We start from the raw sequence: 20,759 nt of genomic DNA, 5'->3' as shown, positions 1-20,759 counted from the left end.
GACGATGAACCGGATCGACTGATGGGTTGCGCCGGCGCATTGCAGCGCCGGTGAACTCGCGCGGCATGCCCCATGCCGCGTTTTTTATGCCGAAGTGACGAAACGATGAAGATGAAAACGACACCGAACCGCCTGTTCCTGATCGCCGCACTGGCCGGCGCGATGAGCGGCCCAGTCCACGCAGAGACGCCGGCGGCCGCCGCGACCGTTGCGACGGTCAACGGCACGCCGATCACGCAGGCCGACGTCGACACGTTGCTGCGCGCGTCCGGGCAACCCGACTCGCCGCAGGTCCGCCAGGCGATCAAGAATCAGCTGATTACGCGCGTGCTGGTCCAGCAGGCCGCCGAGAAGGCGAACTATGCCGACAAGCCCGAGGTCAAGGCGGCGGTGCAGCAGGCGAAGGCGAATGCCGAAGTGCAGCTTTACCTGCGCGACAACGTGAAGCCCGAGCCGGTGACCGACGAGCAGGTCAAGGCGCGCTACGACGAGCTCGTGGCGTCGCTTGGCAAGAACGAGTACAAGCCGCGCCTGATCGTCGTCCAGGATCCGGTGACGGCCGCGACGGTGCTGAGCGAGCTGAAGGCGGGCAAGTCGTTCGACGGGCTGGCGCGCCAGTACAGCATCGCGCCGAGCCGCGACAGCGGCGGCGAGTTGCCGTGGGTGAGCTTCCACACGCCGGCGGCGGAAGGCAAGACGTCCGGCTTGCCGCTGCCGGTCGCGCAGGCGCTCGAGAAACTGACGGTCGGCGCCGCGACGAAGGATTCGATCCCGGTCGACGGCGTGCGGGCGATCGTGAAGCTGGATGCGAAGCGGCCGACGCAGGTGCCGGGTTTCGCGACCGCGAAGCCGGCGCTGCAGCAGCAACTGCAGGCGGCCGCCGTGGAGAAGGCGAGCGCGCAGATGATCGGCAACCTGCTGAAGGACGCGAAGATCACGCAGTAACGCGGCAGCGTCGCAACGCCGCGCGTCACGCGCGCCAGATCATGCTCGCGCTCGTGTCGGTTGCCGATTCGACGCGAAAGCCGAGCCGTTCGTAGAGCCGCCGCGCCGGGTTGCCGTGCAGCACGCTGAGCGATACCGGCACGTGCGCGCGCGCCGCGTCGGCCAGCAACGCGTTCAGTACGGCTTCGCCGATGCCCCGGCCCTGGTGATCGGGGAGGATCTGGATCTGGTGAACGTGCCACTCGTCGGCGGCGCGTGTCACCTTCAGCAAGCCGATGGCGTCGTCGACGTCGCAGACGATCATCGCATCGTCGAAGTTCGCGCGAATGCGCCGGTCGTGCGCTTCGTCGTCGGTGGGCGCGCCGACGCGCTGCAGGTGCACGGTCATCGTGAGCCGACGCAGAGTCAGCAGGAACGGCAGGTCGGCGGCGCATGCCGGACGCAGGCGGATTGCGGGTGTCATCGTGCGGACTCGTACGTTCGTTCGGGACGGGAGCGCCGACGGGAAGGTCGCACCCCGCAGCGCATCATCCGCGATGACGGGAAGCCGGTCAAAGGGCGCAACGCCGAATCCGGCGCGCATGCGTGGCCGATCATCCGGCGCGCCGGCCCGAGTGCGGGTGCACATCGGCGAGATTGGCGATCAGCGTGTCGATCACGACGCGCTTCAGGCTCACGAGCGCCGAAGGCGCATCGCTTGCGCCCGCATGAAGGCACACGTCGACGGACGGCAGCGGCGGCAGGCCGTCGCGCTCGCCGAGCTGCCGCAGCGCCGGCGGCACACCCGCCATCGTTCTCGAGGTAATGCCCAGGCCGCCGGCGACGCCGGCCCACAGGCTTTGCAGGCTGCCGGTCGTGTACGCGAGCCGCCACGGGATGCCGGCCTTGTCGAGCGCGTCGGTGCCCGCCTTGCGGAACAGGCACGGCGGCTTGTACAGCGCAAGATCGAGCGGTGCGCCGGCACGCGGACGCACGTCGATGTCTTGCGGCCCGATCCACGCCATCGGCAGCGTGACCAGGTGTTCGGCGTCGGCGCGATGCCCGCGCCCCATCGCGAGCACGATGTCGAGTTCGCCGCCATCGAGCCGGTCGAGCAACGCGCCGTTGCCGTCGACGACGATGTCGACGCGCACGCCCGGATGCGTGCGCTTGAACCGGCCGAGCGCGACGGGCAGCCACGATTCGGCGAAATCGCCCGGCAGTCCGAATCGCACGGCGCCGTCGACTGCCGCGCCGCGGATCGCGCCGATCGCCTCGTCGTTCAGTTCGAGGATGCGGCGCGCATAGGACAGCATCAGCTCGCCGGCTTCGGTCGGCACGAGGCCGCGCCCCTGGCGGCGAAACAGCGGCTGGCCGATCTGCGTTTCGAGCTTGCGCATCTGCTGGCTGACCGCCGACTGCGAGCGGCCGATCCGGTCGGCGGCGCGGTTGAGGCTGCCGAGCCGATCCGCGGCAATCAGCGTGCGCAGCGCATCCATGTCGAGATTCGGAAGCGTCATGATTCGGTTTTTCTTATAAGTCGATTTCGAATTATCGTATTGATTGCAGATTCCCGTCGCTACCATCGAGTGAACCGGTCGTTTCGGTTCACGGGGATGCGCGCGATATGCGGCTGGATAAGCGGCTGGATACGCGGCTGCGGATGTCCGTGAGGTGGCTTCTTTTCTTTCCGACAAGGACATTGAATGAAAATCGGCTCGATATTCCGCCAAGGCTTTCCCGGCATGCTGCTGGCCGCGTCGATGATTCCCGGTGACGCATCGGCCGCGCCGTCGCTCGCGGGGACGTGGACGCTGGTCGCGGCGGACGTCCAACATCCCGACGGCACGATCGGCCGCGACTACGGTGCCGATCCGGCGGGCCTGCTGATGATCGACGCGCACGGGAACTATTCGCTGCAGATCTTCAAGTCGGAACGCCCGCGCTTCGCGTCGAACGACAAGGCGACCGGCACGCCGGAGGAATTCCGTGACGCCGTGCTCGGCTCGAGTACCCACTACGGCACGCTGAGCGTCGATCCCGCGAACCACACGCTGGCGTTTCACATCAGCAATGCGTCGTACCCGAACTGGGCCGGGCAAACGCAGACGCGAACCTATCGGTTGAAGGACGGCGAGCTGAGCTACCGCGTTCCGCCGCGTGCCAACGGCGACATTCCGATCTCGGTGTGGCGGCGAAAGGAGTGAACCGGGAGGCCGTTCGATCCGTGACGCATGCGGCCGTGAGGCCGTGATCGCGGCCGTTCCGGCACGCGCCGGGTAGCCGGCGCCACACGCGATTTCCGCCGGCCCGCGCAAGCCGCCGCCGCCGGCCCGGCGAGCCGGATCAAAGGCCGCGGCTTCCCGTGCCTCCCCACCGGTATTCCTCCGTCTGCCCTGTCCGCATATCATTCGCACATCGCGCACCTGCCGGCCGCAGGCGCCGCCGCTTCCGACGCGGCGGTGCGTCTGCCTGCACGGCGCAGCACACAGGGATTCTCGATGGACACCAAACGATCGCGGCCGGGCCTCGTCGCCGCGCTGCTCTGGGCGGCGCTGTATCTCGCGACCGGCTATATCTCGCACGAGTTCAACGGCCCCGTCCGGCTGACGGGCTACATCTGGCTGCCGGCCGGCGTGACGGTCGGCGCGTTCATGCTGCGGCCGATGCGCGAATGGCTGACGCTGGCCGGCGCGTTCCTGGCCGGGCAACTCGCGCTGACCGGCATCGAACACGGCAGCCTGGTCAACGCGGTGCTGTTCACGGTCGACGAGGTCGGCGCCGCCGCGCTCGCTGTGTGGCTCGTCCAGCGCGTGCGGTTCTCGCTCGAAGGGCTGTATTTCCTCCGCTCGGTGATCCTCGCCGGCCTGATCGCGGGCGTGATCGGCGCGATCGGCGGCGCGGCGTGGTACACGGCGGTCAAGGGCGCGCCGTTCCTCGACGTGTGGTCGGTGTGGGCCGCGTCCGATTTCGTCGGCGTGCTGCTGGTCACGCCGGTGCTCGCGTCATGGTCGCGCTTTCGCGCGCACCGCTCGGGCGACCACGAGCGCTTCGACCTGGTACTCGGCATCGTCGCGTTCGCGCTGCTCGTGATCGGCGCGCTGGTGATCTTCGACGGCGACACGGCGAAGAAATTCGGCACGGGCGCCGGCTTTGCGCTGACGTATATCCCGCTGTTCCTGACCGTCGCGGTGACGCTGCTGCTCGGCGGCCGCGCGGGTTCGTCGTCGGTGCTGGTGCTCGCGCTGATCGTGATCGAGCAGACCGCGCAGGGCGACGGCCCGTTCGCGTCGTTCCATGAGCACTACGGCAGTTCGCTGCTCGAGGCGCAGCTTTACCTGGCGGTCGCGTCGCTGCTGGTGCTGACGGTGAGCACGCTGAAGACGACGCGCGAGCGCGTGCACGAGCATGCGGCGGTCCTTCAGAACAACATGGAGCTCGCGCTCGCGAGCGCCGGCCAGATCGCGTACGTGCTCGATCCGGAATCGGGGCGGATCGAGTGGAGCGGCGACGTCGAGCGCGTGTTCGGTGTCGGCGTCGACGCGGCGCAGATCGCGAGCGTGTCGCTCGTGCTCGAACGTGTGCAGCCGGGCGACCGCGATGCGTTGAGCGACTACTGGAACGCGGAGATCGCCGGCGAGGATCGTGCGTCGCTGTCGCTGCGTATCGTGCAGCGCGACGGCGGCACGCGGACGATCACCGATCACGGCGCGCCGTTGCTCGACTCGAATGTCGACGTGACGGTGGTGGCAGGGGTCTGGCAGCTCGAGCGCGTGTGGCCGGCGGACGAATGAGCGGGGACGCGTCATGACGGGCCGCACGGGCGTCCTGCTGATCCACGGGCTCGGCGGCACGCAATACGATCTCGGTTCGCTGCACAAGGCGGTGCGGCGCGCGGGCGGCGAACCGCACATGATCACGCTGCCGGGGCACGGCACGCGCCCCGAGGATCTGGTCGGCGTGCGCGCGGAGGCATGGCTCGACGCGGTGACCGAGCAGTATCGCGCGCTGGAGAACGAGTACGACACCGTGCATGTCGCGGGCATGTGCATGGGCGCGCTGGTCGCGCTGCTGCTGTGCCATCGCGTGCAGCATGCGCGCGGCCGGCTCGCGCTGCTGGCCACGCCGGTGTTCATCGACGGCTGGTCGACGCCGTGGTACCGGGCGTTGCGGCATGTGCTGTATCGCGTGCCGGGTGTCGCGGAGCGGATGCGCGTCGAGGAAGGCGATCCGTTCGGCATCAAGAACGCGACGATCCGCGCGATCGTGAAGAAGAAGTTCGAGCGCGAGGACAGTTTCCACTATGCGTGGGTGCCGCTCGCGTGCGTGCGCCAGGTCGACCGGATGCGCGACTGGGCGCTCGAGGCTGCTGCCAGCACGCCGTGCGCGACGCTCGTGCTGCATGCGCGCGAGGACGAGCTGACGAGCCTGCGCTCGGCCGATTTCCTGCTCGAGAAGATGCCCGACGCACGCGGGATCGTGCTGGAGAACAGCTACCACATGATCTGCGCGGACAACGATCGCGACGACGTCGCGCGCCACGTGCTCGAATTCTTCGGGTTCGATCCGGTGCATGCGGTCAGCCCGGCGATGGCGCGCAGGATGGGGCGGATGGCGCCGTGACGACGGCTTACGCCGCTTCCGGGGGATGCGCGATCCGCGCCCGGATCTCGGGCGACGCAAGACACGTGGCAACCGCTTCGTAGCCGGGCGAGCCCGGGTAAGGCGCCACGCGCGAAGGCGGACTGTGATTGGCCGGGCACAGGATGATCGCTTCATGCGGGCCGACCGCCGACAGGTCGAGGATCGCCGACGAACGCGTCAGCAGGAACAGCGGCCGCATCCCGGCGGCGGCCTGTTCGCGCAGACGGGCAATCAGTGCCTGTTGCGTGGGGCGATCGAGATCCTGTTCGATCATGTCGATGACCCGTGTGCGCGGGCCTTCGGCTTCGAGGGCGACGAGCAGCGCGGCCAGCGCCGCCGACGGCGTCGCGCCTCGGGCGGCGAGCGCTGCCGATGCACGGTCGACGCGCGACTTCAATGCAGGATGGGCACGCAGCACGTCGTGCGTCGCCGCACCGTCGTTCTCCAGCCGGTCGAGGCCGACGAACGCGGCGCCAGGCAGTGCGTCGGCGAGCCGAAGCGCCAGCCGCGTCTTGCCGCTGCCGAGCGGGCCGATGATGTAGTTCAGCGGCCGGATATCGCGACACTCGAACCACTCGCCGCCCCACGGCCACGGCAGGCTGAATGCCACGCCGGCGCTGCTGTCGTCGACGAGCCGGGTCAGTTCGCCGTCGGCCGGCATCCGGCCGCGCGCGAGGCCGGCGCGGATTGCGTGTACGCGATCGACCTTGCGCACGAGATCCTGAATGCCGTGATCCAGCGCCGCTTCGTGAGCGGCCAGTGCGTCGTCCAGGCTGCGCGCGTCGCCGTCGAGCACGCTCGCCACCTGCGCGAGACCGAGGCCGAGTGCGCGCAGCGCGGCGATGTCGGCCGCGCGGGCGAGATCGTCCGGGCCGTACGCACGGTACCCGGCCGGCGTGCGTTCCGGCGTGACGAGGCCGTGCCGCTCGTACAGCCGCAGCGCCTTGATCGAGACGCCGAGCCGCGCGGCGGCGGCCGACGCGTTCAAACGGGGCGTGGACGTGCTCATCCGTCACTCTCCTTGCTGTCGATTCGTTGCGCCCAGCATAAAGGCGATCCCAAGGGCCGGGTCAAGCGAGCGTGCGTGTGCGATACACACGATGTGTCGGTCGACCGGGAACCGGAGGCCGGCGGCGGCGCCTTTCGCGCCGCGCCGCGCATCTGGGAGAATGCGGCTGCGGCCGTGCCGATTCACGGCCGGCGCCGACACGGCGCAGGATCCGACAGGTGGGAAATTGACCGACAACGAAGAACTTTCGCTCCACCAGGAGAGCCGCTTCTGGCAGCTTGCGCCGGTGAAATGGTGGATTCGCGGGCACGGCCGCGACGGCTATTCGTTCCGGCTGCTGCTGTGGCCGCCGGTGATCGTGTTCGTGCTCGAATTCCTCTGCATGATCTTCGATGCGCTGTACACCAGCATCGGCATCAGCGCGATCGCGACGCTGTTCCTCGGTTTCGCCGGATACCATGGCGCGTTGCGCGAATGGCTGGTGCCGTCCGCGACCACGCGCGCGCTCGTGAAGGCACGCATGAAGAAGGCGGCCGAGCGGTTCTCGTCGCTCGGCGTGGGCGCGACCGTGCTCGCGATCTTCGTCGCGGCGACGTCGCTGTCGCTCGTGATGTCGGGGCAGGCGGTGCTGGACAGCGTATCGAAGGATGCCGTGTCGATCTTCATCGCGCTGGTGTTCCTGCCGGTGTACGTGTCCGGCGCGGTGCGCAAGCTGGCGATCGCGCGGATCGAGGAACTGGAGGCGCTGCGCAACGCGACCGTCGGCACCCGCCTGAAATTCGACCGGGCCGGCGCGGTGCGCGCGGTCGTCGTGCAGGGCGCGGCCGGGAAAGGGACGGTGTCCGTGCTGGAGTACACGGTGCTCGGGTTCAACCCGCCGCTCGAACAGGTCGGGCGCGAACCGCACGTGGCGCGGTAAAGGCGGGCGTCAGGTCGGACCCAAAGGCGGTGTCTCAGGCCGGAAAGCGCGCGTGTTCCGGCGCCGGCGTGAGGTTGTCGGGCCACTGCACTTCGAACAGCGTGCCGCCCGTGCGGCTCGGCATGCAGACAGCTTCGCCATGATGCGCATGGGCGATCGCCGCGACGACGGCGAGCCCGAGGCCGCTGCCGCCCGGCTGCGTATCGTCGGCGCGCCGGAAGGCCTTGAACACGTGCGGCGCGAAATCGGCCGGGATGCCGGGGCCGTCGTCTCCGACGCGCAACCGGCACATCCCTTGTTCGATGCGCGTCTCGATGCGGATCGCGCCGGGCACCGCATGGCGGCGCGCGTTTTCCAGCAGCGCCAGCAGCGCCTGGCGGATGCGCACCGGGTCGCAGCACATGCGCCGCGTGTCGAGATCGAGCACCGGATGCTGGCCGGCGGCACGCAGCGCCGGCTCGAACATGTCAACCACCGCACGCGCTTCCGACGCGAGATCGGCGTCGCGGATCTCGATGCTCAGGTGGCCGCTGTCCGCGAGGCTGACCACGCGCAGATCCTCGATCAGCCGCGTCAGCCCCTCGACCTGCGCGAGCAGGCTGCGGAACTGCGCTTCGTCGGGCTTGAACACGCCTTCGGCGAGCCCCTGCAGGCGCCCGCGCAGCACCGTGACGGGCGTGCGCAGCTCGTGCGCGATCGCCGCGTTCCAGATCGCCTGCTCGTTGGTCACGCGCTGCAGCTCGCTGGCGAGCGCGTTGAAGTTGTCGGCGAGCAGCGCGGCTTCGTGCAGCGAGCGGTCGCCCGCGACGGCGCGCGCGTCGAGATCGCCGCGCGCGACGCGGCGAATGCTGTCCGTGACCGAGTTCAGCGGCACGAGGATGCGGCGCGCGAGATTGACCGCGACCGCGACCGACAGCGCGAGGCCGACCGACGTGGTCGAGACGAGCCACACCCATTCCGGCGCGGTCGGCAGCAGGTTCTTCGTGTCGAAATGTGCGGGCCAGTAATTGAACGCGAAGTAGTAGAAGACGTACGCGGTGAGTACCATCAGCAGCGTCACGCCGAACGCCATCCCCGCCATGGTCAGCGCGATCTGCCGGCTCAGGCCCTCGAGCTTCATGCTCAGCTCCAGAGCTTGTAGCCGACGCCGCGCACGCTGACCGGCACGCCCTGCACGCCGAGGTCGTCCAGCTTCTTGCGCAGCTTGCTGACGTGGCTGTCCACCGTGCGTTCCAGCGCGTCGCCTTCCGGCAGGCAGGTGGCCATCAGCTCGGCGCGACTGAACACGCGCCGCGGCGCGCGCGCGAGTTGCGCGAGCAGCTTGAATTCGGTGAGCGTCAGGACGAGCGTGTGCCGTTCGCTGCCCACTTCGAGCGTGGCTTCGTGGTGTTCGAGATCGATCTCGAACGGCGCGACCCGCAGCACGCGCTGTTCTTCCTGGCGCGCGCCGGCCATCGAGCGGCGCAGCACCGCCTGCGCGCGCGCCACGACTTCGGCTGGATTGAACGGCTTCACCACGTAGTCGTCGGCGCCGATGCGCAGGCCGGTGAGCTTGTCGATGTCCTGGTCGAGCGCGGTCAGCATGATGACGGGCGTGTCGCCGCGATGACGGATTTCGGCGAGCACTTTCCAGCCGTCGACGTGCGGCATCTGCACGTCGAGCAGCACGAGGTCGGGCTTGAGCTGCAGGTGCAGCTCCAGCGCGCGGCGGCCGTCGGCAGCGTGCACGGTACGCAGCCCGCCGCGTGCGAGATAGGCGGTCAGGATCTCGGCGATCTCGGGTTCGTCTTCGGCGATGAGGACGAGCGCCTGGGCGTTCTGGCCGGCGCCGGGCGATGAAGAAGATTCGGGCATGGCCACTCGTTCAGATCCATCAGGGGGTTCCATCAGGTCGCCATACTACCGCACGGCCGGCGCAATCGAACGGAGGCGGGGGGACGGCGCGGCGCGACGCGATTCGCGCCCGGCCGACGGATGTCCCGCCCTTGCTTGCGTTTGTAAAGAAGCTACGGCGCCGGACTCAGATGTGACCCAGCAGCACGAGTATCACGACGATGACGACGATCAACCCGACCGAGCCCGACGGCCAGTAGCCCCAGCTTCGGCTGTGCGGCCACGCCGGAAATGCCCCGATGAGCAGCAGAATCAGAATGATGATGAGGATCGTACCGAGCATCGCACCCCTCCTGACGTCGTGAATGGACGGTGCCTCCCGCCGCAATTCGCGTGCCGCGGCGAGGGCGGCCGAAAGCCGGCGCAAGCGCACGGTTGGCATGCCTGAAATTCACCCGATGAATACCCGCCGATTCAGAAAATAAAGTTTGAAAATGCATCCCCGCCCCCTATGCTGAATCCTTCTGATCTGGCGGGCATGCGATGGCTGAACTTTTTCTGGTACGGCACGGGCAGGCGTCCTTCGGCACGGACGACTACGACCGGCTTTCCCCGGTAGGCGAGCAGCAGGGCGTCTGGCTCGGCGAATACTTTGCGCGGCAAGGCCTGGCGTTCGACCGCGTGATCTGCGGCACGATGAACCGCCACGCGCAGACGGTCGACGCGATCCTGCGCGGGATGGGCCGCGAGGGCGCGGAGATCGACCGCCATCCCGGCCTGAACGAATACGACTTCCACGGCCTGTTCGCCGCCGCCGCGCACGACTACCCGGACATCGCCCGCCTCGCGGCCGGCTCGATGAAGGAGCATTTCCGCGCGCTGCGGCAGGTGCTGCAGCTCTGGTCGGAAGACAGGCTCGGCGACTCGGCCCCCGAGACCTGGGCGCACTTCCAGCAGCGCGTGGCCGAGGCCCGCGCGGCCATCCGCCACGGCGGCGGCCAGCGCGTGCTGACGGTGAGCTCCGGCGGCCCGATCGCGGTCACCGTGCAGCAGGTGCTGGCCGCCCCGCCGTCGAGCGCGATCGCGCTGAACCTGCAGATCCGCAACAGCAGCCTTTCGCAGTTTTTCTTCAACGCCGATGCATTCCATCTCGCGTCGTTCAACGGCATCCCGCATCTGGAGGATCCCGAACGACACGCGCTGCGAACCTACGGCTGACCCACGAACGATCGCGACGATGACGAACCCTACCCAGCAACTCGACGTAGCCCGCCTCATGCGCTATCTGGAAGCGCACGTGCCGGGCTTCGAAGGCCCGGTCGACATGGAGAAGTTTGCCGGCGGCCAGTCGAATCCGACTTTCCTGCTGCATGCGAAGAGCGGCCGCTACGTGCTGCGCCGCCAGCCGCCGGGCGAACTGCTGAAATCCGCGCACGCGGTCGACCGCGAATTCCGCGTGCTGAGCGCGCTGTCGGGCACCGCGGTGCCGGTCGCGCATCCGTATCACCTCTGCGAAGACCGCGACGTGATCGGCAGCCTGTTCTACGTGATGAGCTTCGAGGACGGCCGGATCTTCTGGGATCCCGCGCTGCCGGAGCTGCCGAAGGCCGATCGCGCGGTGTGCTACGACGCGTTGCTGCAGACGATGGCCGCGTTGCACGACGTCGATGTCGACGCGGTGGGCCTCGCCGACTACGGCCGCCCCGGCAACTACTTCGAACGCCAGATCGGCGTCTGGACGAAGCAGTACCGCGCGGCGGAAACGGAGCGCCTCGACGCGATGGAGACGCTGATCGACTGGCTGCCGAAGGCGTGCCCGGCCGACACGGGCCGGCCGACTCTGGTGCACGGCGATTTCCGGATCGACAACCTGATGTTCGCGCGCGACAGCTATCGCGTGCAGGCCGTGCTCGACTGGGAACTGTCGACGCTCGGCAACCCGCTCGCCGATCTCGCGTACTTCTGCATGTGCCTGAGGCTGCCGTCGGGCGGCCAGGTGCGCGGGCTCGCGGGCCAGGATCGCGCGGAACTCGGCATTCCCGACGAAGCGGCGATCGTTGCGCGTTATTGCGAGCTGCGCGGCATCGAGCCGATCCGCGACTGGCATTTCTACCTCGCATTCAGTTTCTTCCGGCTCGCGGCGATCGCGCAGGGCGTGAAGGCGCGCGCGCTGCAGGGCAACGCATCGAGCGAGCAGGCGCTGCGCGTCGGCGCGATGGCCGGGCGTCTCGCCGAGATGGCCGTCGGCGTGATCGACGCGCATCGCTGACATCGCCGGGCACGACACCACATCAATGGAGGAGCACAGCAACATGGCAACGAATCTGTTCGACCTGACGGGCAAGATCGCACTGGTGACGGGCGCGAGCCGCGGCATCGGCGAGGAAATCGCGAAACTGCTCGCGGAGCAGGGCGCGCACGTGATCGTGTCGAGCCGCAAGCTCGACGACTGCCAGGCCGTGGCCGACGCGATCGTCGCGGCGGGCGGCCGCGCCGAGGCGCTGGCCTGCCACGTCGGGCGCCTGGAAGACATCGCCGCGACGTTCGAGCATATCCGCGGCAAGCACGGGCGGCTCGACATCCTCGTGAACAACGCGGCCGCGAACCCGTATTTCGGGCACATCCTCGATACCGATCTCGCCGCTTACGACAAGACGGTCGACGTGAACATCCGCGGCTACTTCTTCATGTCGGTCGAGGCCGGCAAGCTGATGAAGGAACACGGCGGCGGCGCGATCGTCAACACGGCGTCGGTGAATGCGCTGCAGCCGGGCGACCGGCAGGGCATCTACTCGATCACGAAGGCGGCCGTCGTCAACATGACGAAGGCGTTCGCGAAGGAGTGCGGGCCGTTCGGCATCCGCGTGAACGCGTTGCTGCCGGGGCTCACGAAGACGAAGTTCGCGGGCGCGCTGTTCGCCGACAAGGACATCTACGAGACGTGGAAGGCGAAGATCCCGCTGCGCCGCCACGCGGAACCGCGCGAAATGGCCGGCACCGTGCTGTACCTCGTGTCGGACGCGGCGAGCTACACGAACGGCGAATGCATCGTCGTCGACGGCGGCCTGACGATCTGAGCGCGCGATGAAGATCGACAGCTACGCCGGCCAGGCCGTGATGATCACCGGCGCCGCGAGCGGCTTCGGCGCGTTGCTCGCGAGCGAACTCGCCGCGATGGGCGCGCGGCTGGCGCTCGGCGACCTGAACGGCGAGGCGCTCGAACGCGTGGCCGCGCCGCTGCGCGCGGCCGGCGCCGACGTGATCGCGCGGCGCTGCGACGTGCGCGTCGAAACGGACGTCGCCGCGCTGGTGCACGTGGCGGCCGAGCGTTTCGGCCGGCTCGACGTGGGCATCAACAACGCGGGCATCGCGCCGCCGATGAAGGCGCTGATCGACACCGACGAAGCCGATCTCGACCTGAGCTTCGCGGTGAACGCGAAGGGCGTGTTCTTCGGGATGAAGCACCAGATCCGCCAGATGCTCGCGCAGCGCGAAGGCGTGATCCTGAACGTCGCGTCGATGGCCGGGCTCGGCGGCGCGCCGAAGCTGGCCGCCTACGCGGCGTCGAAGCATGCGGTGGTCGGGCTCACGAAGACGGCGGCCATCGAATACGCGCGCCACGGCATTCGCGTGAATGCGGTGTGCCCGTTCTACAGCACGACGCCGATGGTCACCGACAGCGATATCGGCGACCGCCAGGATTTTCTCGCGCAGGGCTCGCCGATGAAGCGGCTCGGCCGGCCCGAGGAAATCGTCGCGACGATGCTGACGCTGTGCGCGAAGGAAAACACTTATCTGACCGGGCAGGCCGTCGCCGTCGACGGTGGTGTCTCGGCCTTCTGACGGAACCGGACGAACGGAATCGAGGAGTCGATCATGGACTTTGGCTACACCCCGAAAGTGGAAGAACTGCGCAGCCGCGTGCGCGCATTCATGGATGCACACATCGTGCCGCGCATCCGCCAGTGGAACGAGGAAGTGCACGCGGGCCAGTATCCCGTGTCGTTCATGGAGGAACTGAAGGAGCGTGCGAAGACGGAAGGGCTGTGGAACCTGTTCCTGCCGCACCTGAAGGACGACGAGCCCGGCACGGGCCTGACGAACCTCGAATACGCACCGCTCGCCGAGATCATGGGGCGCGTGGGCTGGGCGTCGGAAGTGTTCAACTGCAACGCGCCGGACACCGGCAACATGGAGCTGCTGCACATGTTCGCGACGCCCGCGCAGCGCGAGCAGTGGCTGAAGCCGCTGCTGCGCGGCGAGATCCGTTCGGCGTTCGCGATGACGGAGCCCGATGTCGCATCGTCGGATGCGACGAACATCACGACGCGCATCGAGCGCGTGGGCGACGAGTACGTGATCAACGGCCGCAAGTGGTTCATCACCAACGCCGCGCATCCGAACTGCAAGATCTTCATCGTGATGGGCAAGACCGATCCCGATGCCGAGTCGCACCAGCAGCAGAGCATGATTCTCGTGCCGCGCGACACGCCGGGCGTGACGGTCGTGCGCAACATCACGGTGGTCAATCACTACGCGCCGGAAGGGCACTGCGAGATCACGTTCGACAACGTGCGCGTGCCGGCGAGCAATCTGCTCGGCGAGGAGGGCAGCGGCTTCGCGCTCGCGCAGGCCCGCCTCGGGCCGGGCCGCATCCACCACTGCATGCGGTCGATCGGCGCGGCCGAGCTCGCGCTGGAGCTGATGGTCGACCGCGCGCAGTCGCGCGTCGCGTTCGGCAAGCCGCTGAACCGGCACGGCACGGTCGGCGAATGGATCGCGCGCTCGCGCATCGAGATCGAGCAGGCGCGCCTGCTCGTGCTGAAGGCCGCGTGGATGATCGACAAGGTCGGCGCGAAGGCCGCGCGCAAGGAAATCTCGATGATCAAGGCGCTGGTGCCGACCGTCTATGCGAACGTCTGCGACCGCGCGATGCAGGTGTTCGGCGCGGCGGGGTTGAGCCCCGATACGCCGCTCGCCGACCTCTGGACCTGGGGCCGCGCGCTGCGCTTCGCCGACGGCCCGGACGAGGTGCACCTGCAGGCGATCGCGCGGATGGAAATCAAGGACGGCGAGCCGGGTTCGACGGCGCCGTACCTGACGCCGCCGCTGCGCGCCTGAGCGTCGCGCCGGGATGCGCAGGGCCGTGGACGAGCGGGTGGCGCACGCCGTAAGATGCCGGCAAGGAGATCCGGCGATGCGCCTTTCGAAGATTGACCTGAACCTGTTCGTCGTATTCGACGCGATCTACACCAAGCGCAACCTGACGCGCGCGGCCGAGGTGCTGAATCTCACGCAGCCGGCCGTCAGCAACGCGCTGGCGCGGCTGCGCAAGACCCTGAACGATCCGCTGTTCGTCAGCACGCCGGCCGGGATGATGCCGACGCCGCTGGCCGAGAACATCGTCGGCCGTGTGCGCGAGGCGATGCAGCTGCTCGATTCGAGCGCGCACGAAGGCGACGTGTTCGATCCGGCGTCGTCGACGCGCGTGTTCCGGATGAGCATGAGCGACCTGACCGAAGCGCTGCTGCTGCCCGCGCTCGGCGAGCTGCTGCAGAAGCATGCGCCCGGCATGCACGTGCGCAGCTACACGATGGACCGCCGCGAAGTCGCGACCGCGCTCGCGAACGGCTCCGTCGACATCGCGATCGACGCGCCGCTGATCGGCGATCCGCACCTGCATCAGGCGCTGCTCGTGCGCGATCGTTATGCGTGCATGATCCGCGACGATCACCCGTTCAAGGGCGACACGCTCACCATGGACGACTACCTGTCGATGGGGCACATCCACGTGTCGAGCCGCCGCAAGGGCAGCGGGCACGTCGACGCGGAGCTGACGCGCCTCGGGTTGCGCCGCACCATCCAGATGCGCGTGCAGCACTACATGGTCGCGCCGCTGATCGCGATGCGCGGCGACCTGGCGCTGACGGCACCGCTGCGGCTGCTGCAGCGTTATCCGGCGCGGATTCTCGAACTGCCGTTCGAGATGCCGGCGCTCGAGTACTTCTGCTACTGGCATCGCAGCGCGGATCAGGATCAGGGCAGCCGGTGGCTGCGCGAGCAACTGGTGACGCTGATGGGCGGGATCGGCGAACCGCGGTGAGGCGCACGCGGCGACGGTCAGCTTCGCAATGCCCGCGCCAGCACCTTCGCCACATGCACGGCCTGCGCTTGCGCGCCGTCCTGAATTTGATGCCGGCAACTCGTGCCGTCCGCGACGACGATCGCGCCTTCCGCCCGCGCACGCACGGCAGGCAGCAGCGACAGCTCGGCCATCGCCTGCGATGCGGCGTAATGCTCGGCTTCATAGCCGAAGCTGCCGGCCATTCCGCAGCACGACGATTCGACCGGCGATACCTTCAACCCCGGAATCCAGCGCAGCACCGTCTGCACCGGCGTGAACGCGCCGAACGCCTTCTGATGGCAGTGGCCGTGCACGAGCGCTTCGTTCGCGTCGATCGCGTGCAGCGGCAGCGTCAACCGGCCGGCCTCGTGTTCGCGCACGAGAAACTCCTCGAACAGGAACGCGTGGCTCGCGAGCCGTGTGGCTTCGTCGCCGTAACCGTAGGCAAGAAACTCGTCGCGCATCGACAGCAGGCACGAAGGCTCCAGCCCGACGATCGCGATACCGCGTTCGAGGTACGGCCGCAGCGCGTCGAGCGTGCGCCTGGCCTCGGATTTCGCTTCGTCGACGAGCCCGGCCGCGAGGAACGTGCGGCCGCAGCACAGTGGCCGCGCGCCTGCGCGCACGTTGAAATGCACGGTGTAGCCGGCCGCTTCGAGCACGGCCTGCGCGGCGCGCGCGTTGTCCGGCTCCTGGTAGTTGCTGAACGTATCGACGAACAGCAGCACTTCGCGGGTGGCCAAGCCGGTTTGCGTGGGTGTTGATGCACCCGCACCCGCACCCGCACCCGCACCCGCACCGGCATCCACATCCGCCAGAAACGGTCGCGCGAACCCGGGCAGCGCACGCTGCGGCGCGAGGCCGATCCATCGCTTGATCGACGACGCGACGACCGGCACGCCATTGACGAACGCGATCGCGCCGCGCATGCGCGCGGCCCACGGCGCATAACGCGGCAGATACGCGACGAGCCGTTCACGCAGCGTCGTGCCGTGCTTGCGGTTCCACGCGTGCCGCGCCTCGATCTTGAAGCGCGCCATGTCGACGCCCGTCGGACAATCGCGTTTGCAGCCCTTGCACGACACGCACAGGTCGAGCGCGGCCTTCACGTCGTCGCCGGCGAGGCCGTCGGCGCCGAGCTGGCCCGTCACCGCGAGCCGCAGCGTGTTCGCGCGGCCGCGCGTCACGTGCTGCTCGTCGCGCGTCACGCGGTAGCTCGGGCACATCGTGCCCGCGTCGAACTTGCGGCAGTGGCCGTTGTTGTTGCACATCTCGACGGCCGACGCGAGCCCGTGCGTGACGTCGGTGCCCGAGCCGGGGGCGGTTTCTTCGCCGGTCAGCGGATTGCGCGTGACGTTCCATGCCGACCAGTCGAGCGCGGGCCGCAGCGGCAGCGCCGCATAGCCGGGCGCGAAACGGAAATGCTCGCGCGCATCCATCTTCGGCGGATTGACGATCTTGTCGGGGTTGAAGCGGTTGTCGGGATCGAACAGCTTCTTGATCTCCGCGAACGCCGCATTCAGGCGCGGGCCGTACTGCCACGCGACCCATTCGCCGCGGCACAGCCCGTCGCCGTGTTCGCCCGAATACGCGCCCTTGTACTCGCGCACGAGTGCCGCCGCTTCTTCGGCGATCTCGCGCATGCGCGTCGCGCCGTCGCGCCGCATGTCGAGGATCGGCCGCACGTGCAGCGTGCCGACGCTCGCGTGCGCGTACCACGTGCCTTCAGTCTCGTGCCTGTGGAACACGTCGGTCAGGCGGCGCGTGTATTCGGCGAGGTGTTCGAGCGGCACCGCGCAATCCTCGATGAACGACACCGGTTTGCCGTCGCCCTTCATGCTCATCATGATGTTCAGCCCGGCCTTGCGCACCTCCCACAGCGCCTTCTGCGCGCCGGCATCGGTCATCTTCACGACGCTGCCGGGCAGGCCGAGATCGGCCATCAGTTCGGCGAGCCGGTCGAGCTGCGCGTGTTGCGCGTCGCGCGATTCGCCCGCGAACTCGACGAGCAGGATCGCCTGCGGCCGGCCGACCAGCGCCCGTTCGATCACGGGCCGGAACGCGGGGTTTTCCATCGACAGATCGATCATCGTGCGATCGACCAGCTCGACGGCCACCGGCTTCAGCTTCACGATGTGCTGCGCGGTGTCCATCGCCTGATAGAAGGTCGGGAAGTTCACGACACCGAGCGTCTTGTGCGCGGGCAGCGGCGCGAGCTTCAGCGTGATCTGCCGGCTATGGGCGAGCGTGCCTTCCGAGCCGACGAGCAGGTGCGCGAGATTCGCATGGCCGTCGTCGGTGTAGGCGCGCGGGTTCTGGCAGTCGAACAGGTCGAGGTTGTAGCCGGCCACGCGGCGCAGCACCTTCGGCACGCGCTCGACGATCTCGTCGCGCTCGCGCTTCGCGATGCGTTCGACACCGTGCAGCAGGTCGAGCGTGCGGCGATCGGTGACGGGCTGCGCGAGCGAACCGAACCGGCATTCGCTGCCGTCGGCGAGGATCGCGTCGATCGCGAGCACGTTGTGGACCATGTTGCCGTACTCGATCGAGCGCGACCCGCACGAGTTGTTGCCGGCCATCCCGCCGATCGTGCATTGCGCGGCCGTCGACACGTCGACCGGAAACCACAGCCCGTGCGGTTTCAGCCACGCGTTCAGGTGATCGAGCACGATGCCGGGCTCGACGGCGACGGTGCGCGCCTGCGCATCGAATGCGACGATCCGGTTCAGCCATTTGCTGTTGTCGACGACGAGCGCCTCGCCGACCGTCTGCCCGCACTGGCTGGTGCCGGCGCCGCGCGCGAGCACGGGAATCTTGCGGTCGCGCGCGATGTCGAGCGCGATCCGCAGGTCGTCCTGGTCGCGCGGCACGACCACGCCGAGCGGCATGATCTGGTAGATCGACGCGTCGGTCGCATAACGACCGCGGCTCGCACGATCGGCGTAGACGTCGCCGCGCATTTCACGGCGCAGCCGCTCGAACAGCGGCGACAGCGCGGCGCCTTGCGAAGGCACGAGATGGACGGGGCGAACCAGCGAAGGCGAGACGGCGGATGTCATGGCGGCGGTCGGTATCGGGTGGGAACGGATCGGGCGAGGATCGGGTGAGGGATCAGGCGAGCGTGACGCTGACGGGCGGCAGCCCCGCGATGCGGCCGACGGCTGTGCCCGCGGCCCGCGGAAAATGCATGCCCGTGTACGAGCCGGTCGTGACGACGGTGCCGGCCGGCAGCGCGATGCCGCGTCGCGACGCGTGATTCACGAGCCACGGCAGCAGGCGGCGCGGGTCGCCGGCCGGGTTGGTGCCAGGTGAGGTGCCGGCGATGTCGTGCCCGTCGAACGTGAACGCCGGGGCCGGCGCGACGAACGGGAAATCGGCGCGATAACCGGTCATCTCGCCCAGCACGAGCGCACCGTGGTTCTGCAGGTCGGCGAGCTGGGCTGCCGGCGCGACGTCCGGCCATTCGCGGAAGCGGCTCGCAACGATCTCGATCGCGGCGCCCATCTGCGCGATACCGTCGAACACTTCATCGTCGGCATAGGCAGGCGCACGCGGCGCGAAGTCGCGGCCGAAGCGGAACGCGATCTCCAGTTCGAGGCCGAGCGGCCGGAACGCGCCGCGCGGCAGCGTGACGCCGCTCGCATGGCGGCAGTCGTCCGGCAGCGGCGCGCCCTGGATCGGCCCGTCGGGCTGTTTCGCGCCGACCTTCCACGCGCCGATCGCGGCGCGGCGCTCGGCGAGCAGTTGCGCCTGCACCGCATAGGCGGCGTCGGCATCGGCGGGGACGAGGGCTGAAGGCAGCGCGGCGAACGCGATGCCGTGTTGCCAGCCGGCGGCGAGCCGGATGGCGAGGTCGTGGGTAGCCTGGGTCATCGTTGCAGTCGGGGAAAAGGCGGGCGCCGCGAACGGCAGCGCCCAGTTGGCATCAGGCCGGCGAGCGATTGGCGGCCGGTTGTTCGGCGGGTGCGTCGGCGAAGCGGCTTTCCGGCTGCATGCGGAACGCGAGCAGCACGCCCACGCCCATCAGCACCATGCTGCCGATGAACGGCAGCTCCCAGCTGCCGAAGCGGTCGATCACGAAGCCGGAGATCACGGGCGACAGGATCGCCGCGAGCGCGGAGCCGGAATTCATCATCCCGCTCGCGGTGCCCGAGTATTGCGGCGCGATGTCCATCGGCACGGCCCACATCGGGCCGATCGTCATTTCGGCGAAGAAGAAGCCGGCCGCGAGGCACGCCATCGACACGTACAGGTGATGCGTGAACAGCAGCGGCAGCAGCGACAGCAGCGTGAGCAGCATGCAGATCGACACCATCCGGCTGCGTGCGCGCTTGAGGCTGCCGGTGCGCGTGAGGATGCGGTCGGTGACGATCCCGCCGAGCGTGTCGCCGATCACGCCCGCGAAGAACACCGCCGACGCGAACACGGCCGATTTCTTCAGGTCGAGGTCGTAGCTGTGCAGGAAGTACTGCGGAATCCAGCTCAGGAACAGCCACAGCGTCCAGCCGTAGCAGAAGTACACGATCGTGACGGGCATCATCCGGCGGAACAACGGGCCCCAGGGCACGGCGGCGGGTTTCGGCTTCGGTTGCGGCAGCGCGTCGAGTTCGGCCTGCGTGATGCGCGGGTGGTCCTTCGGGTGTTCGGTATAGACGAGCGCCCACACCGCGACCCACACGATGCTGATCACGCCGCAGATGTAGAACGATTCGCGCCACCCGTACACGGCCATCACCGCGACGACGGCGGCCGGCGCGACCGCGTTGCCGACGCGCGAGAACGCGTGCGTGACGCCCTGCGCGAAGCCGCGTTTCTCGCGCGGCACCCAGCGCGACATCGCCGACGTGGCCGCCGGGAACGTCGCGCCTTCGCCGAGCCCGAGCAGCAGGCGCGCGGCGAGCAGCGACGCGAGGCCGCCGGCCATCCCGGTGAGCAGCGTCGCGACGGCCCACAGCAGCCCGCAGGCGAGCAGCGTGCGGCGCGCGCCGAAGCGGTCGCTGACCCAGCCGCCGATGATCTGGAATACGAGATACGGATACGCGAACGCGGAGAACACGAGGCCGATCTCCGTCCTGTTCAGCCCGAATTCCTTGCCGAACCCGGCAGCGGCCGTGCTCACGTTCACGCGATCGAGGTACGTGATGAAGTACATCACGCACAGCATCACCAGCACGATGCCGGTCGCTCGGAACAGCTTCATGTTTCGTCTCCTGGATGTTGTCTGGCTGGCTGCCCGTGCCGGCGTCGAGGCCGGCATCGAGGTGGTCGTGCCGATGAAGCGGGGCGGGCGCCGGCAGCGGCCGGTG

20 protein-coding genes are annotated in these 20,759 nt (G+C 68.7%); 11 read left to right on the top strand and 9 right to left on the bottom strand.

The window, feature by feature from the left end; genetic code table 11:
• Positions 1-105: 105 nt before the first annotated feature.
• Positions 106-945, top strand: coding sequence for a peptidyl-prolyl cis-trans isomerase (locus tag FOZ70_RS06775; RefSeq protein WP_060057830.1), 840 nt, complete (start codon positions 106-108; stop codon positions 943-945).
• A gap of 25 nt (positions 946-970) precedes the next feature.
• Here the strand turns inward: FOZ70_RS06775 and FOZ70_RS06770 are convergent, their stop codons facing one another.
• Together FOZ70_RS06770 and FOZ70_RS06765 are read right to left on the bottom strand one after the other, a co-directional pair.
• Positions 971-1,408: a GNAT family N-acetyltransferase gene (locus FOZ70_RS06770; protein ID WP_059489793.1), complete on the bottom strand. Its 438-nt coding sequence runs from the start codon at positions 1,406-1,408 to the stop codon at positions 971-973.
• Between the two features lie 130 nt (positions 1,409-1,538).
• On the bottom strand, positions 1,539-2,444 hold the full coding sequence (locus FOZ70_RS06765; protein WP_219705278.1) for a LysR substrate-binding domain-containing protein: 906 nt from the start codon (positions 2,442-2,444) through the stop codon (positions 1,539-1,541).
• A 186-nt stretch (positions 2,445-2,630) separates the two neighbouring features.
• On the opposite strand from FOZ70_RS06765, the gene FOZ70_RS06760 reads away from it, so the two are divergent.
• The 3 genes from FOZ70_RS06760 to FOZ70_RS06750 all read left to right on the top strand — a co-directional run bounded on the left by FOZ70_RS06760 (position 2,631) and on the right by FOZ70_RS06750 (position 5,547).
• Positions 2,631-3,131: a lipocalin-like domain-containing protein gene (locus FOZ70_RS06760; protein ID WP_219705277.1), complete on the top strand. Its 501-nt coding sequence runs from the start codon at positions 2,631-2,633 to the stop codon at positions 3,129-3,131.
• A 294-nt stretch (positions 3,132-3,425) separates the two neighbouring features.
• Positions 3,426-4,718 carry an MASE1 domain-containing protein gene (locus FOZ70_RS06755; RefSeq protein WP_060049947.1) on the top strand — a complete coding sequence of 431 codons (1,293 nt, stop codon included), beginning with the start codon at positions 3,426-3,428 and terminating at the stop codon, positions 4,716-4,718.
• Between the two features lie 13 nt (positions 4,719-4,731).
• Positions 4,732-5,547, top strand: a complete 816-nt coding sequence (locus FOZ70_RS06750; RefSeq protein WP_219705275.1) for an alpha/beta fold hydrolase — start codon at positions 4,732-4,734, stop codon at positions 5,545-5,547.
• Positions 5,548-5,554: 7 nt separating this feature from the next.
• Here the strand turns inward: FOZ70_RS06750 and FOZ70_RS06745 are convergent, their stop codons facing one another.
• Positions 5,555-6,577, bottom strand: a complete 1,023-nt coding sequence (locus FOZ70_RS06745; RefSeq protein WP_219705274.1) for a MerR family transcriptional regulator — start codon at positions 6,575-6,577, stop codon at positions 5,555-5,557.
• 226 nt (positions 6,578-6,803) lie between these two features.
• On the opposite strand from FOZ70_RS06745, the gene FOZ70_RS06740 reads away from it, so the two are divergent.
• The gene (locus tag FOZ70_RS06740; protein ID WP_219705273.1) at positions 6,804-7,496 is read left to right on the top strand and encodes a hypothetical protein; all 693 of its coding nucleotides are present in this window, start codon (positions 6,804-6,806) and stop codon (positions 7,494-7,496) included.
• Positions 7,497-7,530: 34 nt separating this feature from the next.
• On the opposite strand, the gene FOZ70_RS06735 is transcribed toward FOZ70_RS06740, so the two are convergent.
• The 3 genes from FOZ70_RS06735 to FOZ70_RS06725 all read right to left on the bottom strand — a co-directional run bounded on the left by FOZ70_RS06735 (position 7,531) and on the right by FOZ70_RS06725 (position 9,672).
• Positions 7,531-8,616, bottom strand: coding sequence for an ATP-binding protein (locus FOZ70_RS06735; RefSeq protein ID WP_021158046.1), 1,086 nt, complete (start codon positions 8,614-8,616; stop codon positions 7,531-7,533).
• A gap of 2 nt (positions 8,617-8,618) precedes the next feature.
• Entirely contained in the window at positions 8,619-9,350 is a 732-nt protein-coding gene (locus tag FOZ70_RS06730; RefSeq protein ID WP_021158045.1) for a response regulator, read from the bottom strand.
• 166 nt (positions 9,351-9,516) lie between these two features.
• Positions 9,517-9,672: a DUF3309 family protein gene (locus FOZ70_RS06725; protein WP_021158044.1), complete on the bottom strand. Its 156-nt coding sequence runs from the start codon at positions 9,670-9,672 to the stop codon at positions 9,517-9,519.
• 200 nt (positions 9,673-9,872) lie between these two features.
• On the opposite strand from FOZ70_RS06725, the gene FOZ70_RS06720 reads away from it, so the two are divergent.
• The 6 genes from FOZ70_RS06720 to FOZ70_RS06695 all read left to right on the top strand — a co-directional run bounded on the left by FOZ70_RS06720 (position 9,873) and on the right by FOZ70_RS06695 (position 15,432).
• A complete protein-coding gene (locus tag FOZ70_RS06720; protein WP_219705272.1) occupies positions 9,873-10,547 on the top strand; it encodes a histidine phosphatase family protein in 675 nt (224 codons plus the stop codon).
• 19 nt (positions 10,548-10,566) lie between these two features.
• Positions 10,567-11,598 (top strand): phosphotransferase, encoded by a 1,032-nt coding sequence (locus FOZ70_RS06715; RefSeq protein WP_060221002.1) that lies wholly within the window; start codon positions 10,567-10,569, stop codon positions 11,596-11,598.
• A 43-nt stretch (positions 11,599-11,641) separates the two neighbouring features.
• Positions 11,642-12,406 carry an SDR family oxidoreductase gene (locus FOZ70_RS06710; RefSeq protein WP_027790057.1) on the top strand — a complete coding sequence of 255 codons (765 nt, stop codon included), beginning with the start codon at positions 11,642-11,644 and terminating at the stop codon, positions 12,404-12,406.
• Between the two features lie 7 nt (positions 12,407-12,413).
• Positions 12,414-13,172, top strand: a complete 759-nt coding sequence (locus FOZ70_RS06705; RefSeq protein WP_219705271.1) for a glucose 1-dehydrogenase — start codon at positions 12,414-12,416, stop codon at positions 13,170-13,172.
• 33 nt (positions 13,173-13,205) lie between these two features.
• Positions 13,206-14,450 (top strand): acyl-CoA dehydrogenase family protein, encoded by a 1,245-nt coding sequence (locus tag FOZ70_RS06700; RefSeq protein ID WP_021158039.1) that lies wholly within the window; start codon positions 13,206-13,208, stop codon positions 14,448-14,450.
• Positions 14,451-14,526: 76 nt separating this feature from the next.
• Positions 14,527-15,432 (top strand): LysR family transcriptional regulator, encoded by a 906-nt coding sequence (locus tag FOZ70_RS06695; protein WP_027790054.1) that lies wholly within the window; start codon positions 14,527-14,529, stop codon positions 15,430-15,432.
• Between the two features lie 17 nt (positions 15,433-15,449).
• On the opposite strand, the gene FOZ70_RS06690 is transcribed toward FOZ70_RS06695, so the two are convergent.
• Genes FOZ70_RS06690 through FOZ70_RS06680 form a run of 3 tightly spaced genes read right to left on the bottom strand, consistent with a single transcriptional unit; the run spans position 15,450 to position 20,653 of the window.
• Positions 15,450-18,512 carry an FAD-binding and (Fe-S)-binding domain-containing protein gene (locus tag FOZ70_RS06690; RefSeq protein WP_219705270.1) on the bottom strand — a complete coding sequence of 1,021 codons (3,063 nt, stop codon included), beginning with the start codon at positions 18,510-18,512 and terminating at the stop codon, positions 15,450-15,452.
• 52 nt (positions 18,513-18,564) lie between these two features.
• On the bottom strand, positions 18,565-19,326 hold the full coding sequence (locus tag FOZ70_RS06685; protein WP_219705267.1) for a 2-keto-4-pentenoate hydratase: 762 nt from the start codon (positions 19,324-19,326) through the stop codon (positions 18,565-18,567).
• Between the two features lie 52 nt (positions 19,327-19,378).
• Positions 19,379-20,653, bottom strand: coding sequence for an MFS transporter (locus tag FOZ70_RS06680; RefSeq protein ID WP_059489642.1), 1,275 nt, complete (start codon positions 20,651-20,653; stop codon positions 19,379-19,381).
• Positions 20,654-20,759 lie beyond the last annotated feature (106 nt).

It is taken from the genome of Burkholderia sp. COPS (assembly GCF_019425585.1).
Lineage (GTDB): Bacteria > Pseudomonadota > Gammaproteobacteria > Burkholderiales > Burkholderiaceae > Burkholderia > Burkholderia cepacia.
The sequence above is the reverse complement of the archived record's forward strand: the minus strand, read 5'-3'. Positions and strand labels throughout refer to the sequence as shown.